The organism is Blastococcus sp. SYSU D01042, assembly GCF_054050515.1.
The window spans coordinates 148,852-164,129 of sequence record NZ_JBJGZM010000006.1; the positions used below are offsets into that span (position 1 = coordinate 148,852).

The following is a 15,278-nucleotide window of genomic DNA, read 5'->3' on the forward strand; positions in this document are numbered from 1 at the left end:
CCCACGACGCCGCACCGGGCTGGTGGGATGGGCTCGTGGACGAGGACCTCCGGCTGCACGGGCGCACCCTGGGCGAGACCGGCCCGCGGGTGGTGTTCGTGCACGGGCTGTTCGGCCAGGGCAAGAACTGGACGACGATCGCCAAGGGGCTGGCCGACCGGCACCGGGTCACCCTGCTCGACCTGCCCAACCACGGGCACTCGCCGTGGACCGAGCGGGTCGACTACGTGGACATGGCCGAGCTGCTCGCCGCCGAGCTCGCCTCGTACGGCGAGCCGGTGACGCTGGTCGGGCACTCGATGGGCGGCAAGGTGGCGATGACGCTGGCGCTGCGCCGTCCCGAGCTGCTGCGGGCGCTGGTCGTCGTCGACATCGCGCCGGTCGAGTACCCGCTGCAGGGCGGGCGGACCGACGACGAGGACGAGGAGGCCTCCCCGTTCGCGGCGTTCATCGCGGCGATGAAGGCGATGGACCTCGGCACGCTGCAGACGCGGGAGGACGCCGACGCGGCGTTGCGCAGCGCCGTCCCGAGCCGCATGGTGCGCAGCTTCCTGCTGCAGAGCCTGGTCCGGGAGGGGTTGGGTGCCGACGGCGGTTGGCGCTGGCGGCTCAACCTCGACCTGCTGGAGCGCGACCTCGGCGAGCTGCGCCGCTTCCCCGAGCCGCCGGCGGGGGCGACGTACGACGGCCCGGTGCTCTGGGTGGCCGGGGCGACCTCGCACTACGTGCTGCCGCGGGACCGCGAGCGCATGGACGAGCTGTTCCCGAGCACGCGGCTGGTGAAGATCAAGAACGCCGGTCACTGGGTGCACTCCGAGCAGCCGGAGGTGTTCCTCCAGACGTTGCGGGTGTTCCTGGACGCCGTCGAGCAGGGGGCCTAGGGCCCCGCGCGGCTGAGCACCTCGGTGCCGTCCGGTCGGTAGGTGCGCCAGCGGCCGGTGCCGGGATCCCGCCCGACCGCGAAGCCGCCCTCGTGACAGGCCGTGTGGTGTCGTTCGCAGAGCAGCGCGCCGTTGTCGCAGCTCGTCGGGCCGCCGTGCGCCCAGTGCACGACGTGGTGGACGTCGCACCACTCCGGCGGGGCGTCGCAGCCGCTGAAGACGCAGTGCCCGTCGCGAACCTCGACCGCTCGGCGGATCGCAGCCGACGCGGTGCGCTGCTCGCGACCGACGTCGAGGGGCAGCCCGCCCGGGCCGGTGAGCACGCGCACGACGCCGGCGTCGCAGGCCAGGCGCCGCGCCGTCTCCGGGGTGATCGGGCCCGCCCACTCCAGCGACCCGCCCGAGACCCCTGCGGCACCGCGCTCGGCGCAGAGGGCCAGCAGGTCGATCGTCACCCGCACGTGCGGCCGCTCACCGCGGACGGTGGGCAGCCCCCCGGCATCCAGCGCCCCGCGGGCCAGCGCCACCAGGGCGTCGCCCTGGCGCTCGGCGTGGCAGCGGGTGTCGCCGGCGGGGCGGTCGCCGTTCATCAGCGCAGCGAGCGCCGTGCGCAGGTGCTCGCCGCCGACGGCGTCGAGCTCGCCGCGCAGGTGGACCCGTCCGTCGAGCCCGGGCGCCATGGAGAACCGCCGGCGGGTGTCGGCGGCGTCGTCCAGCGTGCCGTCCGGGTCCACGCCGGCCACCCACCGCGCGACGCCGCGCGCGGTCTCGTGCGGCGCGGTCGACCGGGCGAGGTCGGCGAGGATCGCGTCGGTCTCGCCGAGGTCGATCCCGGCCTCCGCGGCCTGGGCGAGGCGGCCGGGCGTCATGGCACGGGTGATGACCCGGGCGTGGGTGGCGTTGATGGACCCGTCGGCGAACGCCGCGGCCGTGGCGGGCAGCTGCTCGAGCCGCCGGCCGGTCGAGACCGTCGCCGCCGCCTCCGCGGGAGCCAGCCGGCAGCTGCCGCGCAGCCACGCCTTCATCGAGACGGCGCCGTCGCGCCGGTAGGCCTCCCGCCGGTCGGCCGCCCGGACGGCGGACGTGAGGGCGGCGGCCACCCGGTTGCCCGCCGTGACGAGGCCGGCGACGAGGTCGAGGACCGCGTCGGCGGACAGCTCGTCGAGGTCGGTCTGCGCCAGCTCGTCGAGGGCGGACAGCAGCTCGGACACCGCGTCTCCACCCCCTCCACCAGCTGGTCTGCACGTCCAGCGTAGGGCGGGGGTACGACAGAAAAGCGCAGGTCAAGCCTCGAACCGACGTCCCCGCGCTGCCATGCTGGACGGGTGGAGCAGCAGTCTGTGGCGCACCGCGTGCACCCGTGCCTGCGCCCTCACGTCGCCGCCGCGGTCGGCTACCGGCACGAGGGCCTGCCGCCCGGCGAGCACCTGGGGCTGCCCTCGCCCTTCCTGACCTTCGTCGTCACCCTCGACGAGCCGCTGGAGATGGCCGCCCACCCCGACCCCGCCCAGGCGCCGGGCCGGTACGACGGGCTGATCGGCGGCCTGCACACCCGGCCGGCCCGGATCAGCCACCCCGGACGCCAGGCCGGCATCCAGCTCTCGCTGACACCGGCCGGTGCCCGGGCGCTGCTGGGCTGCCCCGCCGGCGCGCTGGCCTCGCTGGACGCACCGGTGGACGACGTCCTCGGGCGGGCCGGGCGCGAACTGGTCGAGCGGGTGCGGGCGGCGGCCGGCTGGCCGGAGCGCTTCGCCGTCCTGGAGGAGGTGCTGCTGCAGGAGCTGAGGCCCGGCGCGCTGCGCCCCGAGGTGGCCGAGGCCTGGCGCCTGACGACGGCGTCGGCCGGGCGGCTGCCGGTGGCCGAGGTGGCCGCGCGGGTGGGCTGGTCGGTGCGGCACCTGGAGCAGCGGTTCCGCGCCGAGACCGGGCTCGGCCCCAAGGAGGCGGCCCGCGTGGTGCGCTTCGACCGCGCCCGGCGCGCCCTGGCCGGACGGGCGGCGTCCGGGCGGCCGCTGGACCTGGCCGGGCTCGCCGGTGCCGCGGGCTTCGCCGACCAGGCGCACCTGACCCGCGAGTGGCGCGCGTTCAGCGGACTGCCGCCGACGCGGTGGCTGCGGGAGGAGTTCGGATTCGTGCAAGACACCGCGGCGCTGACGGCGGCACTCTCCCCGGCATGACCACTCCGCAGCCCACCGTCTGGCCCGCCTTCCGCGCCCGGGACGCCCGGGCCCTCATCCGCTTCCTCGTCGACGCCTTCGGCTTCGAGGAGACGGCCGTGTACGGCGAAGGTGACGCCGTCGCGCACGCGCAGCTGTCCTGGCCCGAGGGCGGCGGCGTCATGCTCGGCTCGGTCCGGGACGAGCCCGACGACACGTGGCCGGCCGTGCCCGGCACCGCCGCCTGCTACGTGGTGACCGCCGACCCGGCCGCCGTCCACGCGCGGGCGGTGCGCGCCGGCGCCGTCGTCGTCCGGGAGCTGAGCACCACCGACTACGGCTCGTCGGAGTTCTCCGCCCGCGACCCCGAGGGCAACCTCTGGTCGTTCGGCACCTACGCGGGGGAGCCGCGCCGCGCCGGGTAGGCCGCCTACGGTCCGGGGGTGACCGTCGCGCGCTCCGTCCTGCTGTTCGTGCTGGCCGCCCTGGCCGAGATCGGCGGCGCCTGGCTGGTCTGGCAGGGCGTGCGCGAGCACCGTGGCTGGCTGTGGATCGGCGCGGGCGTGATCGCGCTGGGTGCCTACGGCTTCGTCGCGACGCTGCAGCCCGACGCGAACTTCGGCCGGATCCTGGCCGCCTACGGCGGGGTCTTCGTCGCGGGATCGCTGCTGTGGGGCATGGCCGTCGACGGCTTCCGCCCTGACCGCTACGACGTCGCAGGCGCCCTGCTGTGCCTCGTCGGCGTCGCCGTGATCATGTACGCGCCTCGGGCCGGTTGACCGTGCAGCCGAGCGGCACCGGGCACACTGGCGGCATGGGTGGACACGGGTCGGAGCACGAGGGGTCCCCGGAGCAGTACGCGGGACCGCCCACCTACGGCCAGCAGCAGTACGGCCAGCCCCAGCACGGCCAGCCGCAGTACGGGCAGCCGTACGGCTACGGCCCGCCGCCCGGCTACGGCCCCCCGCCCGGCTACGGACCGCCGCCCGGGTACGGCCAGCCCTACGGCTACGGGCCGCCGCCGGCCTACGCCCAGCCCTACGGCTACGCCCCGCCCGGCTACCCCGGCCCCGTGCCGGCGTGGCCGGCCGGCCCCGGCCGCCCGGGTGTCGCCACCGCGGCCGCCGTCCTCGGGTTCGTGACCGGCGGGCTCACCGCCCTGATGACCGCGGGCTTCCTCTTCGGGCTGACCTCCGGCGAGGACGAGGGCGTGTACCTGCTCATCGTGCTGACCGGTCTGCTCTGCGGCGCCGGCCTGATCACCGGCGCGGTGCGGCTGCTCTCCCGCAAGCCCGCGGACGTGCTCTTCTGGTCCGCGGTCGCCGCGGCCGCCTCGCTGGTGCTCATCGCGCTGGTGGGGTCCAGCACGCTCTACGGGGACGACGCGGACTTCGTCGTGGGCTTCTCGGCCGTGGGCTTCGCCCTGCCGGTGATCACCGCGGTGCTCGCGCGGGTCCGCGACACGGTGGGCTGGGCCTCGTCCGGGAGCTGAGGACGGCGCTCAGCGCGAGCGCGGCCGCCCGCGCCGGCGCCGGGCCTTGTCGGCGTACATCGCGTCGTCCGCGGCCCGGATGACGCGCTCGTGCACCTCGCCGGGGTCCTCACCGCCCGGGGCGGACCCGATCCCGATGCTCAGGCCGATCGACACCGGCTGACCGTCGAGGTCCAGCGGTGCGGTCACCGCCGCGCGCAGGCGCTCGGCCAGCACCTCGGCGTCGGGCCGGTCGGTGTTCTCGCAGACGATGCTGAACTCGTCGCCGCCCAGGCGGGCCGCGGTGTCGCTGGCCCGCAGAACCGAGCGCAGCCGGTCGGCGAAGGCGACGAGCACCCGGTCGCCCATCGGGTGGCCGAGCTCGTCGTTGATGGCCTTGAAGCCGTCGAGGTCCATGATCAGCACGCAGGTGGGCGTGCGCTCGCGCCGGCCGCGCTCGAGGGCGTGCCACAGCCGGTCCTGGAACAGCGATCGGTTGGGCAGCCCGGTCAGCGGGTCGTGCAGCGAGCGGTGGACCAGCTGGTCCTCGAGCGCCTTCCGCTCGGTGATGTCCTCGATGATCATCACCAGGTGCGGCTCGCGGCCCGGCTCCTGCGGCTCGACCCAGGAGGTGGCGATCTGCACCGGCACCGGGGTGCCGTCGGCGCGCACGAGGCGGCACTCCTGCCGCACCGACCGGTCGGGGCGGGTCTGCAGCCCGGCGCACGCCTCCCGGGCGGTGGTGACGTCGCCGGCGTGCGTGAGGTCGAACAGCGACCGGCCGCGCAGCTCGTCGGCCGCGATGCCGAGCAGCTCCGCGAGCGCGCCGTTCACGTCGATCAGCAGGCCGTCGGTCGTGGCCAGCGCGACGCCCATCGGGGCGTGGGCGAAGACGGTCGAGCGGTCAGCAGGAGGGAGCACGCCCACCACCTCGTCCATCACCCCACCTCCGTCCTGGGCACCCATCTTGCGCGACGGCCCCGACGAAAGCTCCGGCAGGCGTCACCAACCCGTTCCGGGTCGCCTCATCGGGGGACCCCGGACGGGTGGAGGATGCGCGGAGAGTCGTGCGAGGAGGCACCGTGAACGAGTTCGACCTGGTCCTGCCCGCGGAGGTGGACGTCCGGGAGGTGGGCATGCGCGACGGCCTGCAGCTCGAGGCGCCGGTCCCGCTGGAGGCCAAGCTGGAGATGCTGGAGGCGCTCGTCGCCACCGGCGTCCACCGCATCGAGGTGACGTCGTTCGTCTCGCCGAAGGCCGTCCCGGCGCTGGCCGACGCCGACCAGGTCGCCGCCGAGCTCTCCCGCTGGCCCGGCGTGCACTGGTCGGCGCTGGTCGCCAACCCGCGCGGCGCCGTCCGCGCCGTCGACGCCGGGGTGGCCGACCTCGAGTACGTGGTCTCGGCCTCCGACGGGCACAGCCGCGCCAACGCGGGCCGCTCGACCGCCGAGGCAGTGGCCGCCGTCGGGGAGATCGCCGGGCTCGCCCACGGCGCCGGCGGCTCGCTGGAGGTCATCATCGCCACGGCCTGGGACTGCCCCTTCGACGGGCGCACGCCGATCGCCCGCACCGTCGACGTCGCCCGCGCCGCCGTCACCGCCGGCGCCGACCAGCTGTGCCTGGGCGACACCATCGGGACGACGACGCCGCTGCGCGTGGTGCAGCTGCTCGACGCGGTGCGCCGGGCCTGCCCGGGCACCCCGGTGGGCGTGCACTTCCACGACACCCGCGGCACGGGGCAGGCGAACGCCCTCGCCGCCGTGCAGGCCGGGGCCACCCAGCTCGACGCATCGATCGGCGGTCTCGGCGGCTGCCCCTTCGCGCCGGGCGCCAGCGGCAACATCGCGACCGAGGAGCTGGTCTACATGCTGGAGGAGTCCGGCGTGCGCACCGGCCTGGACCTCGACGCCGTCCTCGCCGCCGCCCGGGTGACCGAGCGGGTGGTCGGCCACGAGCTGCCCAGCTCGCTGCACCGCGCCGGGGGCCGTTCGGTGCCCCGGCCGCTGGACGCCCGGTGAGCGCCCCCGGGGAGGAGCCGCAGCGGATCGTCGACCCGCGGGTGATGCGGGACGTGCTGGGCCACTTCGCCTCCGGCGTGACGGTGCTGACGGCCGACACCGACGAGGGCCCGATCGGCTTCACCTGCCAGTCGTTCAGCTCGCTGTCGCTGGACCCGCCGCTGGTCGCCTTCGCCCCGGCCCGCTCCTCCCGCACCTGGCAGCGGCTGCGCACCATCGGCCGGTTCTGCATCAACGTGCTGGCCGAGGGGCAGGACGCGGTCTCGCAGAACTTCGCCCGCTCGGTGCCGGACAAGTTCGCCGGGGTGCCGTGGACGCCCAGCCCGCACGGCTCGCCGGTGCTGGACGACGTGGTCGCCTGGATCGACGGCGAGCTGTGGGCGGAGTACGACGGCGGGGACCACACGATCGTCGTCGCCCGCGTGCTGGACCTCGGGGCCTCCGCCGACCGCCGGCCGCTGCTGTACCACCGCGGCGCCTACGGGCTGCTGCACCGCGGTGAGGTCTAGGGGGGTGTGGGCCGGGTCCGGCCCGGGCACCGGAGTGCGGGACACCGCGAGGGAGGAACCGCCATGGGACTGCTCGACCGGCTCTTCGGCCGCTCCCGCCAGCAGCACGCCGCGCCGTACCAGGGTCAGGCCTACCAGCAGCAGGGCCACCAGGGCCCCGGCCGGTACGCCCGGCAGCCCGACGGCCAGCCGCTGCCCGACGAGCAGGCCGTCGCCCGCTACCGCTACCTGCTGCGCACCGCGCCGCCCGAGCAGATCGAGCAGGCGCACGCCGAGGCGTTCGCGCAGCTCACCACCGACCAGCGGCAGCAGGTGCTCGCGCAGCTCGCCGCCGTCACCCCGGCCGGTGAGCGCCCCCGAACCGACGACGCGGACACCCTCGCCCGGGTGGCCACGCGCGCGGAGATGCGCCAGCCGGGCACGCTCGAGCGCGCCCTGGGCGGCTACGGCCCCGGCTACGGCGCCCAGCCCGGCTACGGCGGCGGCTACGGCGGCGGGTACGGCCGCCCCGGTTACGGCTACGGCGGCGGGATGGGCATGGGCGGCATGATCGGCGGCAGCCTCCTGGGCACCATCGGCGGTCTGGTCATCGGCACCGCGGTCGCCGACGCGCTGTTCGACACCGGCCTGGGCGACGGCGGCCTGTTCGGCGGCGGCGACGAGGAGGCCTACGCCCAGGGCTACGAGGACGGCGCCGGCTCCGACTACGGCGACGGGGGCGACTACGGCGGCGGCGACTTCGGCGGGGGGGACTTCGGCGGCGGCGACTTCGGGGGCGGCGACTTCTGAGCGCTCAGCGCCCCGCCGCCCTCCGGCGCAGGAACAGCAGGCCCAGCACCGGCAGCAGCAGCGGCACGAACAGGTAGCCGCGGCCGTAGCCCGACCACACCGTCTCGTCCGGGAACGCCGCCGGGTCGACCAGCGACAGGGTCCCGACCACGAGCACCCCGACCAGCTCGGTGCTGATCGCGACCAGCGCCGTCCGCCGGCTGGCCGGGCCGCGGGCCAGCGCCACGGTGGCCACCAGGTAGACCACCGCGGCCAGCGCGGAGAGCAGGTAGGCCACCGGCGCCTCGTCGAACCGGGTCGCCAACTGGACGGCGGCCCGCGCGCCCGCCGCCAGCGCGAAGACGGCGTAGAGCGCGACGAGCACCCGCGGGGAGCCGGCCGGCGTCCCCGGCTCGGCCGGAGCCCCCAGCGCGCGGTCGTCAGGCACTCGTCGCCTCCCACAGCTGGAGCAGGCGCCAGACCATGACGCCCGTGGTGGCACCGGCGACGGCGAGCACGGTGCCGGCCCAGCGGGTCACCTCGGTGCGCGCCCAGAGCACCCCGGCCACCGGGATCAGCACGATCCCGGCCAGGTAGCCGAGGAAGGTGGGCGCGTCGGCCGGGGTGCCGTCGTCCATCGCGGCGACCGCGATCACGGCCTGGACGAGCAGCAGCGCCTCGAGGACGCCGGCGAGGGCCAGGTGCACCAGCCCGACGCGGCGCCGCGCGAGCGTCGAGGCCACGCCGGCGAGCACGAGGAGCGCGGCGACGACGGTGATCGCGACGACGAGCACGAGCTGCACGGGTGCATCCTCTCGTGCCCGTCCTCGGTCAGCGGTGCACGGTCGACATGTCCGGGTAGCGGTCCCCGGTGGCCGCGCCGCGCGGCGCCGCCTCGTCGAGCCGGCGCAGGTCGTCGTCGTCCAGCACCACGTCCACCGCGGCGGCGTTCTCCTCCAGGTAGGAGACCCGCTTGGTCCCCGGGATGGGCACGATCGCCGGGTTGCCCGCGCGGTTGCTCTGCGCCATGACCCAGGCCAGCGCCAGCTGGGACGCCGTCACGCCCTTGGCGTCGGCGAGCTCGCGGACCCGGTCCACCAGCGCGAGGTTCTGCGCGAAGGCCTCGCCCTGGAACCGCGGGTTGCGCCGGCGGAAGTCGTCGGGGGCGAGGTCGTCGATGCTGCGGATCTGGCCGGACAGGAAGCCGCGCCCGATCGGCGAGTAGGCGACGAAGCCGATGCCGAGCTCGGCGCAGGTCGCCAGCACGCCGTCGTCCTCGGGGTCGCGGCTCCACAGCGAGTACTCGGTCTGCACCGCGGTCACCGGCTGGACGGCGTGCGCCCGGCGGATGGTCTCCGGCGCGGCCTCCGAGATCCCCGCGTGCCGGATCTTGCCGGCCTCGACCAGCTCGCGCAGCGCCCCCCAGGTGTCCTCGATCGGCACGGTGGTGTCCACGCGGTGCTGGTAGTAGAGGTCGATGACGTCGACGCCGAGCCGCTGCAGCGAGGCGTCGCAGGCCCGGTGCACGTACTCCGGCCGGCCGTTGATGCCGACGAAGCTGCCGTCCTCGCGCCGCTCGTTGCCGAACTTGGTGGCCAGGACGACCTCGTCGCGGCGGCCGGCGATCGCCCGCCCCACCAGCCGCTCGTTGGTGAAGGGGCCGTACATGTCGGCGGTGTCGAGGAAGGTGACGCCGAGGTCCAGCGCGCGGGCGACGGTGCGCTCGGCCTCCGCCTGGTCGGCGGCGCCGTAGGCGTCGCTCATCCCCATGCAGCCCAGGCCCTGGGCCGGGACGGACAGGGTGCCGAGGGTGCGTGTCTGCATGCCGCGATCCTGCCCCCGCCGCGCGGCTCCCGACAGGCCTCCCGCTGGGATCAGGGAGCCTGGTCCCAGCGCGCTTTCCTGTGTCCCCCGGTAACCCCTGGGGGACGGCGTCGTTGGGGCAGGGCACACATCGTCGTGTCCCGCCCTGGAGGGCCCATGCGTCGCTCGTCCCGCCGTCTGCTCGGCGCCGTCAGCGGGGCGGTCGTCGCCGCCGCGTTGGCCGCACCCGCCGCCTCCGCCGCGCCGGCCCCGCCGCTCGCCCCGGTCCAGGACTTCCTGGCCGGGCAGCTCGCCGGTCTGACCGGCAGCACCACGGTGCTCGTGCACGGCACCGACATCGACGCCGCCCGGTCGGCGGTGCGGGCCGCCGGGCTGCGCGGGGTCACCGAGTACGAGCGGATCGGCGTGGTGGTCGCCTCGGGCACCGCCGACCGCATCGAGGAGGCCCGGCGGCAGCCCGGGGTCACCTACCTCGAGGGCAACCAGCCGATCGAGTTCGCCCAGGAGACCTCCAACGTCGCGACCCGGGGCGCGGAGGCCGCGGCCACCCTCACCGGCGCCGACGGCACGCCCCTGGACGGCAGCGGGGTGTCGGTCGCTGTCATCGACTCCGGCGTCGACCCGAACCACCCCTACCTCCGCGACGCCGACGGACGCAGCGCCGTCGTCGCCAACCTGAAGAGCCTGTGCCTGGTCGAGGCGAGCACCACCGCCGACTGCGTGGTCCGGGTGCCGTCGGTCGTCGACACCGACACGCTGTCGGTCGGCGGGCACGGCACGCACGTCAGCGGGATCGTCGCCGGCCGGCCGACGACGCTGTCCGACGGCGGCCGGCTGCAGGGCGCGGCGCCCGGCGCCAGCCTGGTCTCGATCTCGACCGGCGCGGTGCTGCTCATCGTCGGGGCGGACTCGGCGCTGAACTGGGTGCTGGAGAACCACGAGGCGCCCTGCGGCGCCGGCGTCTCCCCCACCGTCTGCCCGCCGATCAAGGTGACCAACAACAGCTACGGCCCGACCGGCGGCGGCGCGTTCGACCCCGGCTCCGCCACGGTCAAGCTGCAGCGGGCGCTGGCCGCCGAGGGCGTGGTCACGGTCTGGGCCGCCGGCAACGACGGCGGCGACGGCTCGACCTCGCTCACCAACCCGCCCGGGCAGGACCCGACCGGCGGCATCCTCTCGGTCGCCTCGTACTCCGACCAGGACACCGGCACCCGGGACGGCGTCGTCAGCGAGTTCTCCTCGCGCGGCGCGGCCGCCGACCCCTCCACCTGGCCGGACCTCTCCGCACCGGGCGACGGCATCACGTCGGCGTGCCGGCCCTACCTGCCGATCTGCGCCACGGGCCTGGACTTCCGCAACGGCCCCGGCCTGCTCGACCTGGGCACGTTCAACACGATCAGCGGGACGTCGATGGCCGCGCCGCACGTCGCCGGCATCGTCGCCCAGCTCTTCCAGGCCGACCCCTCGGCCACCCCGGCGGAGATCGAGGCGGCGCTGACGGGCACCGCGCACCGGTTCACCGACGGCGCGGCCTACACGAGCGCCGGCGGTCGGACGACGTCGTTCGACAAGGGCACCGGCCTGGTGGACGTCGTCGCCGCGGTCGCCCGCCTCACCGGGAGCTGACCGCTGCCGAAGTGGCCACTCCGGCGAGCGACCGCCCGCCGGAGTGGCCACTCCGGTCACGGGGTTCCACGTGGAACCGTGTGACCGCCGTGTGACGAGTGCGTGTGATCTTGCTCCCCGGAGGGCGTGAACCCGGCCCAGCGGGTTAGATCGTTGTGCATGTGCGGCCTGTGCGGCGAGATCACGTTCGACGGCTCGACGGCGGACACGACGGCCGTCGCCCGCATGGTGGAGGCCCTGGTGCCCCGCGGTCCGGACGGCCAGGGCTCGTGGAGCAACGGCCGGGTGGCCTTCGGGCACCGCCGGCTGTCGGTCATCGACCTCTCCACCTGCGGCTCCCAGCCGATGGTCGACAACGAGCTCGGGCTGACGGCGGTCTTCAACGGCTGCATCTACGACTACAAGGAGCTGCGCGCCGAGCTCGAGGGCCACGGCTACCGCTTCTTCTCGCACAGCGACACCGAGGTGATCCTCAAGGGCTACCACCACTGGGGCCCCGACGTCGTCTCGCACCTGCACGGCATGTTCGCCTTCGTCATCGCCGAGCGGGACACCGGCCGCGTGGTCATGGCCCGCGACCGGCTGGGCATCAAGCCGCTCTACCTGGCCGAGACGCCCGGCAGGCTGCGGTTCGCCTCGACGCTGCCCGCGCTGCTCCGGGCCGGGGACGTCGACACCTCGATCGACCCGGTCGCGCTGCACCACTACCTGTCCTGGCACGCCGTCGTCCCCGCGCCGCGCACCATCCTCAACGGCGTCCGGAAGCTGCCGCCGGCGACGCTGCGGATCATCGAGGCCGACGGGTCGAGCACCGAGCGCCGCTACTGGAACGCCACCTACGAGCGCCGCGCCGAGCACGCGGGCTGGTCGGCGCGCGACTGGGAGGACGCGATCGAGGAGGCGCTGCGGGTCGCCGTCCGCCGGCGGCTGGTCTCCGACATCCCGGTCGGCGTGCTGCTCTCCGGCGGCCTGGACTCCAGCCTCATCGTCGGCCTGCTCGCGCAGGAGGGGCAGACCGGCCTGGCGACGTACTCGATCGGTTTCGAGTCCGTCGGCGGCCACGAGGGCGACGAGTTCGCCTACTCCGACGTGATCGCCGAGCGCTTCGGCACCGACCACCACCGCATCCGGGTCGGCTCCGACGAGCTGGCCGGCGCGCTCGGCCACGCCATCGGCGCCATGGCCGAGCCGATGGTCAGCCACGACGTCGTCGCCTTCGACCTGCTCAGCGAGCGGGTGTCGCAGACGATCAAGGTCGTCCAGTCCGGGCAGGGCGCCGATGAGGTGTTCGCCGGCTACCACTGGTACCCGCCGCTGGCCGGCGTCGGCCGCGAGCAGGCGGTGCAGACCTACGCCAAGGCCTTCTTCGACCGCGACCACGCGCAGATGGCCGGCGTGGTGTCCGACCGGTACGCCCTCGCCGAGGACCCCAGCCTGGCGTTCGTGCGCGCGCACATGGAGGCCGCGGGCGCCGAGACGGCCGTGGACGCCGCCCTGCGCCTGGACAGCGAGATCATGCTCGTCGACGACCCGGTCAAGCGGGTGGACAACATGTCCATGGCGTGGGGCCTGGAGGCCCGGGTCCCCTTCCTCGACCACGACCTGGTGGAACTGGCGGCGATGTGCCCGCCGGAGCTGAAGCTGGCCGACGGCGGCAAGGGCGTGCTCAAGGCGATCGGCCGGCGGATCATCCCGCCGGAGGTCATCGACCGGCCCAAGGGCTACTTCCCGGTCCCGTCGATCACCCACCTCGAGGGCAAGGTGCTGGGACTCGTCCGCGACGCCCTGACCAGCGACGCCGCCCGCGGCCGCGGCCTGTTCCGCCCCGAGTACGTCCGCGAGCTGCTCGCGGACCCGAACGGGGAGCTCACGCCGTTGCGCGGGAACAAGCTCTGGCAGCTGGGCCTGCTCGAGCTCTGGCTCCAGTCGCACGCCGCCTGAGGAGATGACCATGGCACCCCGGCTCGCGGGTCACCGGCGTCGGACCCCCGTGACCGACACCCCGGCGATGACCGACCGGTCGTGGCAGGAACCGTCCGAGCACCAGCGCCGCGGCATGCGCAGCGACGTCGTCCTCGACATGGGCTGGGGCCGGCTGGTCATGGGCCAGACGTTCACCGACCTGCACGGCATCGTCGCCGCCCTGCGCGGCGAGGAGAGCGGCGAGCGGGACATCTGCATCTACCCGCGCGACCCGCACGTCCTCGTCGGGCTGGCGCCCGACGAGCTGTTCATCGACCCCAGCTACACCTACCGCCTGGACCTGCACCGCTACCGGCCCCGGCCGGAGCTGATCCGCGACGTCTTCGTCCGGACCGCCACCTCGCGCGCCGACATGGACGCGATCAACCAGATCTACGCCCTCAACGGCATGGTGGTCGGCGACGCCGACGTCATGTGGGCCAACCACCGGACGCGCGCCTTCACCTACCTCGTGGCCGAGGACCAGCGCACCGGCGCGGTCGTCGGCACCGTCACCGGGGTCGACCACGTGCTGACCCTGGACGACCCGGAGTCGGGCACCAGCCTGTGGTGCCTGGCGGTGCACAACCAGGACGCCCCGCCCGGGACGGGCGAGGCGCTGGTCCGGGTGCTCGCCGAGAGGTACGTGGGCCGGGGCCGCGCCTACCTCGACCTCTCGGTCATGCACGACAACCAGGCCGCCATCCGGCTCTACCGCAAGCTCGGCTTCTCCCGGGTGTCGGCGGTCTGCGTCAAGCGCAAGAACCCGATCAACTCGGCCCTGTTCGCCGCCCGGCCGCCGGGTCTGGAGGACCTCAACCCGTACGCGCTGATCATCGCCGAGGAGGCGCTGCGCCGGGGGGTCCGCGTCGAGGTCACCGATGCCGAGTGGGGCGAGCTGCGGCTGTCGGTCGGCGGGCGCACGGTGGTGACCCGCGAGTCGCTGTCGGAGTTCACCACCGCCGTGGCCATGAGCCGCTGCGACGACAAGCGGGTCACCCGCCGGATCATGGAGCGCGCGGGGGTGCGCGTCGCCCGGGGAGTGCTGGCCGGCGAGGGCGAGCTGGCCGACGCGCTGGCCCTGATCGGCGAGGTGGGGGACGTCGTGGTCAAACCGGCCCGGGGCGAGCAGGGCCGGGGCATCACCGTGGGCGTCCGCGACGAGGCCGGGCTGCAGCGGGCGGTCGAGCTCGCGCTGCAGTTCTGCCCCGACGTCCTGGTGGAGGAGCTGGTGCCGGGGCAGGACCTGCGGGTGCTCGTCATCGACCGCGCCGTCGTGGCCGCCGCGGTCCGCCGTCCCGCGGAGATCATCGGTGACGGGCGGAGCACGGTCACCGAGCTGATCCGCGCCACCAGCCGCCGGCGGGAGCGGGCCACCGGCGGGGAGTCGCGCATCCCGCTGGACGCCACGACCGCCGAGGTCGTCGCCGACGCCGGCTACACCCTGGACGACGTCCCCCCGAACGGCGAGCGCGTCCAGGTCCGGCGGACGGCGAACCTGCACACCGGGGGCACGATCGAGGACGTCACCGCGGACCTGCACCCCGAGGTCGCCGCGGCGGCCGTGCGGGCCGCCGCGGCGCTGGACATCCCGGTCACCGGCATCGACTTCCTCGTGCCCGACGTCGGCGGGAGCGACTACGTCTTCATCGAGGCCAACGAGCGGCCCGGGCTGGCCAACCACGAGCCCCAGCCCACCGCCGAGCGCTTCGTGGACCTGCTCTTCCCGGAGACCCGCCGCCGGAGCTAGCCGCGCAGGAGGTCGATCAGGCCGTCGACCTCGTGCCGTGCGGTGCTGGGGTGCCGGAAGTGCTGGTGCGGCCGGATCTCGTAGTGGGTGCGGCGGCCCCGGCGGGTGCGGACGAGGTACCCCGCCTCCTCCAGGTCGCGCAGGATGCTCAGGGCGGCGCGGGGGCTCACGCCGACCTCGGACGCGATCTCGGCGACCCGGGCGTCCGGCGCCCGGGCGACGGCGAGCAGCACGTGCCCGTGGTGCGTGAGGAAGGTCCACCCGCTGTGGCCGGGGGCCGCCGAGGTCATCGGTCCTCCTCCCTCCCGTCACC

At 75.1% G+C, this 15,278-nt stretch carries 17 protein-coding genes; 11 read left to right on the forward strand and 6 right to left on the reverse strand.

The window, feature by feature from the left end:
• Positions 1–35: 35 nt before the first annotated feature.
• Positions 36–881: an alpha/beta fold hydrolase gene (locus tag ACI79H_RS12895; protein ID WP_456554793.1), complete on the forward strand. Its 846-nt coding sequence runs from the start codon at positions 36–38 to the stop codon at positions 879–881.
• On the opposite strand, the gene ACI79H_RS12900 is transcribed toward ACI79H_RS12895, so the two are convergent.
• Entirely contained in the window at positions 878–2,092 is a 1,215-nt protein-coding gene (locus tag ACI79H_RS12900) for a DUF222 domain-containing protein (RefSeq protein WP_456554794.1), read from the reverse strand. The two genes, ACI79H_RS12895 and ACI79H_RS12900, sit on opposite strands and share 4 nt — an antisense overlap.
• Before the next feature lie 114 nt (positions 2,093–2,206).
• On the opposite strand from ACI79H_RS12900, the gene ACI79H_RS12905 reads away from it, so the two are divergent.
• From ACI79H_RS12905 to ACI79H_RS12920, 4 genes are read left to right on the forward strand one after another with little or no spacing between them, the layout of a single operon-like run.
• Entirely contained in the window at positions 2,207–3,058 is an 852-nt protein-coding gene (locus ACI79H_RS12905; RefSeq protein ID WP_456554795.1) for a helix-turn-helix domain-containing protein, read from the forward strand.
• Positions 3,055–3,462 carry a VOC family protein gene (locus tag ACI79H_RS12910; protein WP_456554796.1) on the forward strand — a complete coding sequence of 136 codons (408 nt, stop codon included), beginning with the start codon at positions 3,055–3,057 and terminating at the stop codon, positions 3,460–3,462. Before ACI79H_RS12905 ends, ACI79H_RS12910 begins: the two co-directional genes overlap by 4 nt.
• Before the next feature lie 18 nt (positions 3,463–3,480).
• A complete protein-coding gene (locus tag ACI79H_RS12915) occupies positions 3,481–3,816 on the forward strand; it encodes a YnfA family protein (RefSeq protein WP_456554797.1) in 336 nt (111 codons plus the stop codon).
• Between the two features lie 35 nt (positions 3,817–3,851).
• The gene (locus tag ACI79H_RS12920) at positions 3,852–4,529 is read left to right on the forward strand and encodes a hypothetical protein (RefSeq protein ID WP_456554798.1); all 678 of its coding nucleotides are present in this window, start codon (positions 3,852–3,854) and stop codon (positions 4,527–4,529) included.
• Positions 4,530–4,538: 9 nt separating this feature from the next.
• Here the strand turns inward: ACI79H_RS12920 and ACI79H_RS12925 are convergent, their stop codons facing one another.
• Positions 4,539–5,447, reverse strand: a complete 909-nt coding sequence (locus ACI79H_RS12925; RefSeq protein WP_456554799.1) for a diguanylate cyclase domain-containing protein — start codon at positions 5,445–5,447, stop codon at positions 4,539–4,541.
• A gap of 143 nt (positions 5,448–5,590) precedes the next feature.
• Here ACI79H_RS12925 and ACI79H_RS12930 point away from each other — a divergent pair, with 143 nt between their 5' ends.
• The 3 genes from ACI79H_RS12930 (at position 5,591) to ACI79H_RS12940 (ending at position 7,824) form a co-directional block, all read left to right on the forward strand.
• Complete coding sequence (locus tag ACI79H_RS12930) at positions 5,591–6,526, forward strand: hydroxymethylglutaryl-CoA lyase (protein WP_456554800.1); 936 nt, start codon at positions 5,591–5,593, stop codon at positions 6,524–6,526.
• A complete protein-coding gene (locus tag ACI79H_RS12935; RefSeq protein ID WP_456554801.1) occupies positions 6,523–7,035 on the forward strand; it encodes a flavin reductase family protein in 513 nt (170 codons plus the stop codon). Before ACI79H_RS12930 ends, ACI79H_RS12935 begins: the two co-directional genes overlap by 4 nt.
• 63 nt (positions 7,036–7,098) lie before the next feature.
• Complete coding sequence (locus tag ACI79H_RS12940) at positions 7,099–7,824, forward strand: hypothetical protein (protein ID WP_456554802.1); 726 nt, start codon at positions 7,099–7,101, stop codon at positions 7,822–7,824.
• A 4-nt stretch (positions 7,825–7,828) separates the two neighbouring features.
• Here the strand turns inward: ACI79H_RS12940 and ACI79H_RS12945 are convergent, their stop codons facing one another.
• Genes ACI79H_RS12945 through ACI79H_RS12955 form a run of 3 tightly spaced genes read right to left on the reverse strand, consistent with a single transcriptional unit; the run spans position 7,829 to position 9,627 of the window.
• Positions 7,829–8,251 carry a hypothetical protein gene (locus ACI79H_RS12945; protein WP_456554803.1) on the reverse strand — a complete coding sequence of 141 codons (423 nt, stop codon included), beginning with the start codon at positions 8,249–8,251 and terminating at the stop codon, positions 7,829–7,831.
• Complete coding sequence (locus ACI79H_RS12950; protein ID WP_456554804.1) at positions 8,244–8,606, reverse strand: hypothetical protein; 363 nt, start codon at positions 8,604–8,606, stop codon at positions 8,244–8,246. Before ACI79H_RS12950 ends, ACI79H_RS12945 begins: the two co-directional genes overlap by 8 nt.
• A gap of 28 nt (positions 8,607–8,634) precedes the next feature.
• Positions 8,635–9,627, reverse strand: coding sequence for an aldo/keto reductase (locus ACI79H_RS12955; protein ID WP_456554805.1), 993 nt, complete (start codon positions 9,625–9,627; stop codon positions 8,635–8,637).
• A gap of 156 nt (positions 9,628–9,783) precedes the next feature.
• Here ACI79H_RS12955 and ACI79H_RS12960 point away from each other — a divergent pair, with 156 nt between their 5' ends.
• The 3 genes from ACI79H_RS12960 to ngg all read left to right on the forward strand — a co-directional run bounded on the left by ACI79H_RS12960 (position 9,784) and on the right by ngg (position 14,965).
• On the forward strand, positions 9,784–11,253 hold the full coding sequence (locus tag ACI79H_RS12960) for a S8 family serine peptidase (RefSeq protein ID WP_456554806.1): 1,470 nt from the start codon (positions 9,784–9,786) through the stop codon (positions 11,251–11,253).
• 159 nt (positions 11,254–11,412) lie between these two features.
• Positions 11,413–13,194, forward strand: coding sequence for an N-acetylglutaminylglutamine amidotransferase (locus ACI79H_RS12965; protein WP_456554807.1), 1,782 nt, complete (start codon positions 11,413–11,415; stop codon positions 13,192–13,194).
• A gap of 49 nt (positions 13,195–13,243) precedes the next feature.
• Positions 13,244–14,965 carry an N-acetylglutaminylglutamine synthetase gene (gene ngg, locus ACI79H_RS12970; protein ID WP_456554808.1) on the forward strand — a complete coding sequence of 574 codons (1,722 nt, stop codon included), beginning with the start codon at positions 13,244–13,246 and terminating at the stop codon, positions 14,963–14,965.
• Here the strand turns inward: ngg and ACI79H_RS12975 are convergent.
• Positions 14,962–15,255: a helix-turn-helix transcriptional regulator gene (locus ACI79H_RS12975; RefSeq protein WP_456554809.1), complete on the reverse strand. Its 294-nt coding sequence runs from the start codon at positions 15,253–15,255 to the stop codon at positions 14,962–14,964. The two genes, ngg and ACI79H_RS12975, sit on opposite strands and share 4 nt — an antisense overlap.
• Positions 15,256–15,278 lie beyond the last annotated feature (23 nt).

Coding starts and splice junctions, on each gene's coding strand:
- ACI79H_RS12910 (WP_456554796.1), top strand. CDS start 3,055: ATGACCACTCCGCAGCCCACCGTCTGGCCCGCCTTCCGCGCCCGGGAC.
- ACI79H_RS12920 (WP_456554798.1), top strand. CDS start 3,852: ATGGGTGGACACGGGTCGGAGCACGAGGGGTCCCCGGAGCAGTACGCG.
- ACI79H_RS12925 (WP_456554799.1), bottom strand. CDS start 5,447: ATGGACGAGGTGGTGGGCGTGCTCCCTCCTGCTGACCGCTCGACCGTC.
- ACI79H_RS12940 (WP_456554802.1), top strand. CDS start 7,099: ATGGGACTGCTCGACCGGCTCTTCGGCCGCTCCCGCCAGCAGCACGCC.
- ACI79H_RS12955 (WP_456554805.1), bottom strand. CDS start 9,627: ATGCAGACACGCACCCTCGGCACCCTGTCCGTCCCGGCCCAGGGCCTG.
- ACI79H_RS12960 (WP_456554806.1), top strand. CDS start 9,784: ATGCGTCGCTCGTCCCGCCGTCTGCTCGGCGCCGTCAGCGGGGCGGTC.
- ACI79H_RS12965 (WP_456554807.1), top strand. CDS start 11,413: ATGTGCGGCCTGTGCGGCGAGATCACGTTCGACGGCTCGACGGCGGAC.
- ACI79H_RS12975 (WP_456554809.1), bottom strand. CDS start 15,255: ATGACCTCGGCGGCCCCCGGCCACAGCGGGTGGACCTTCCTCACGCAC.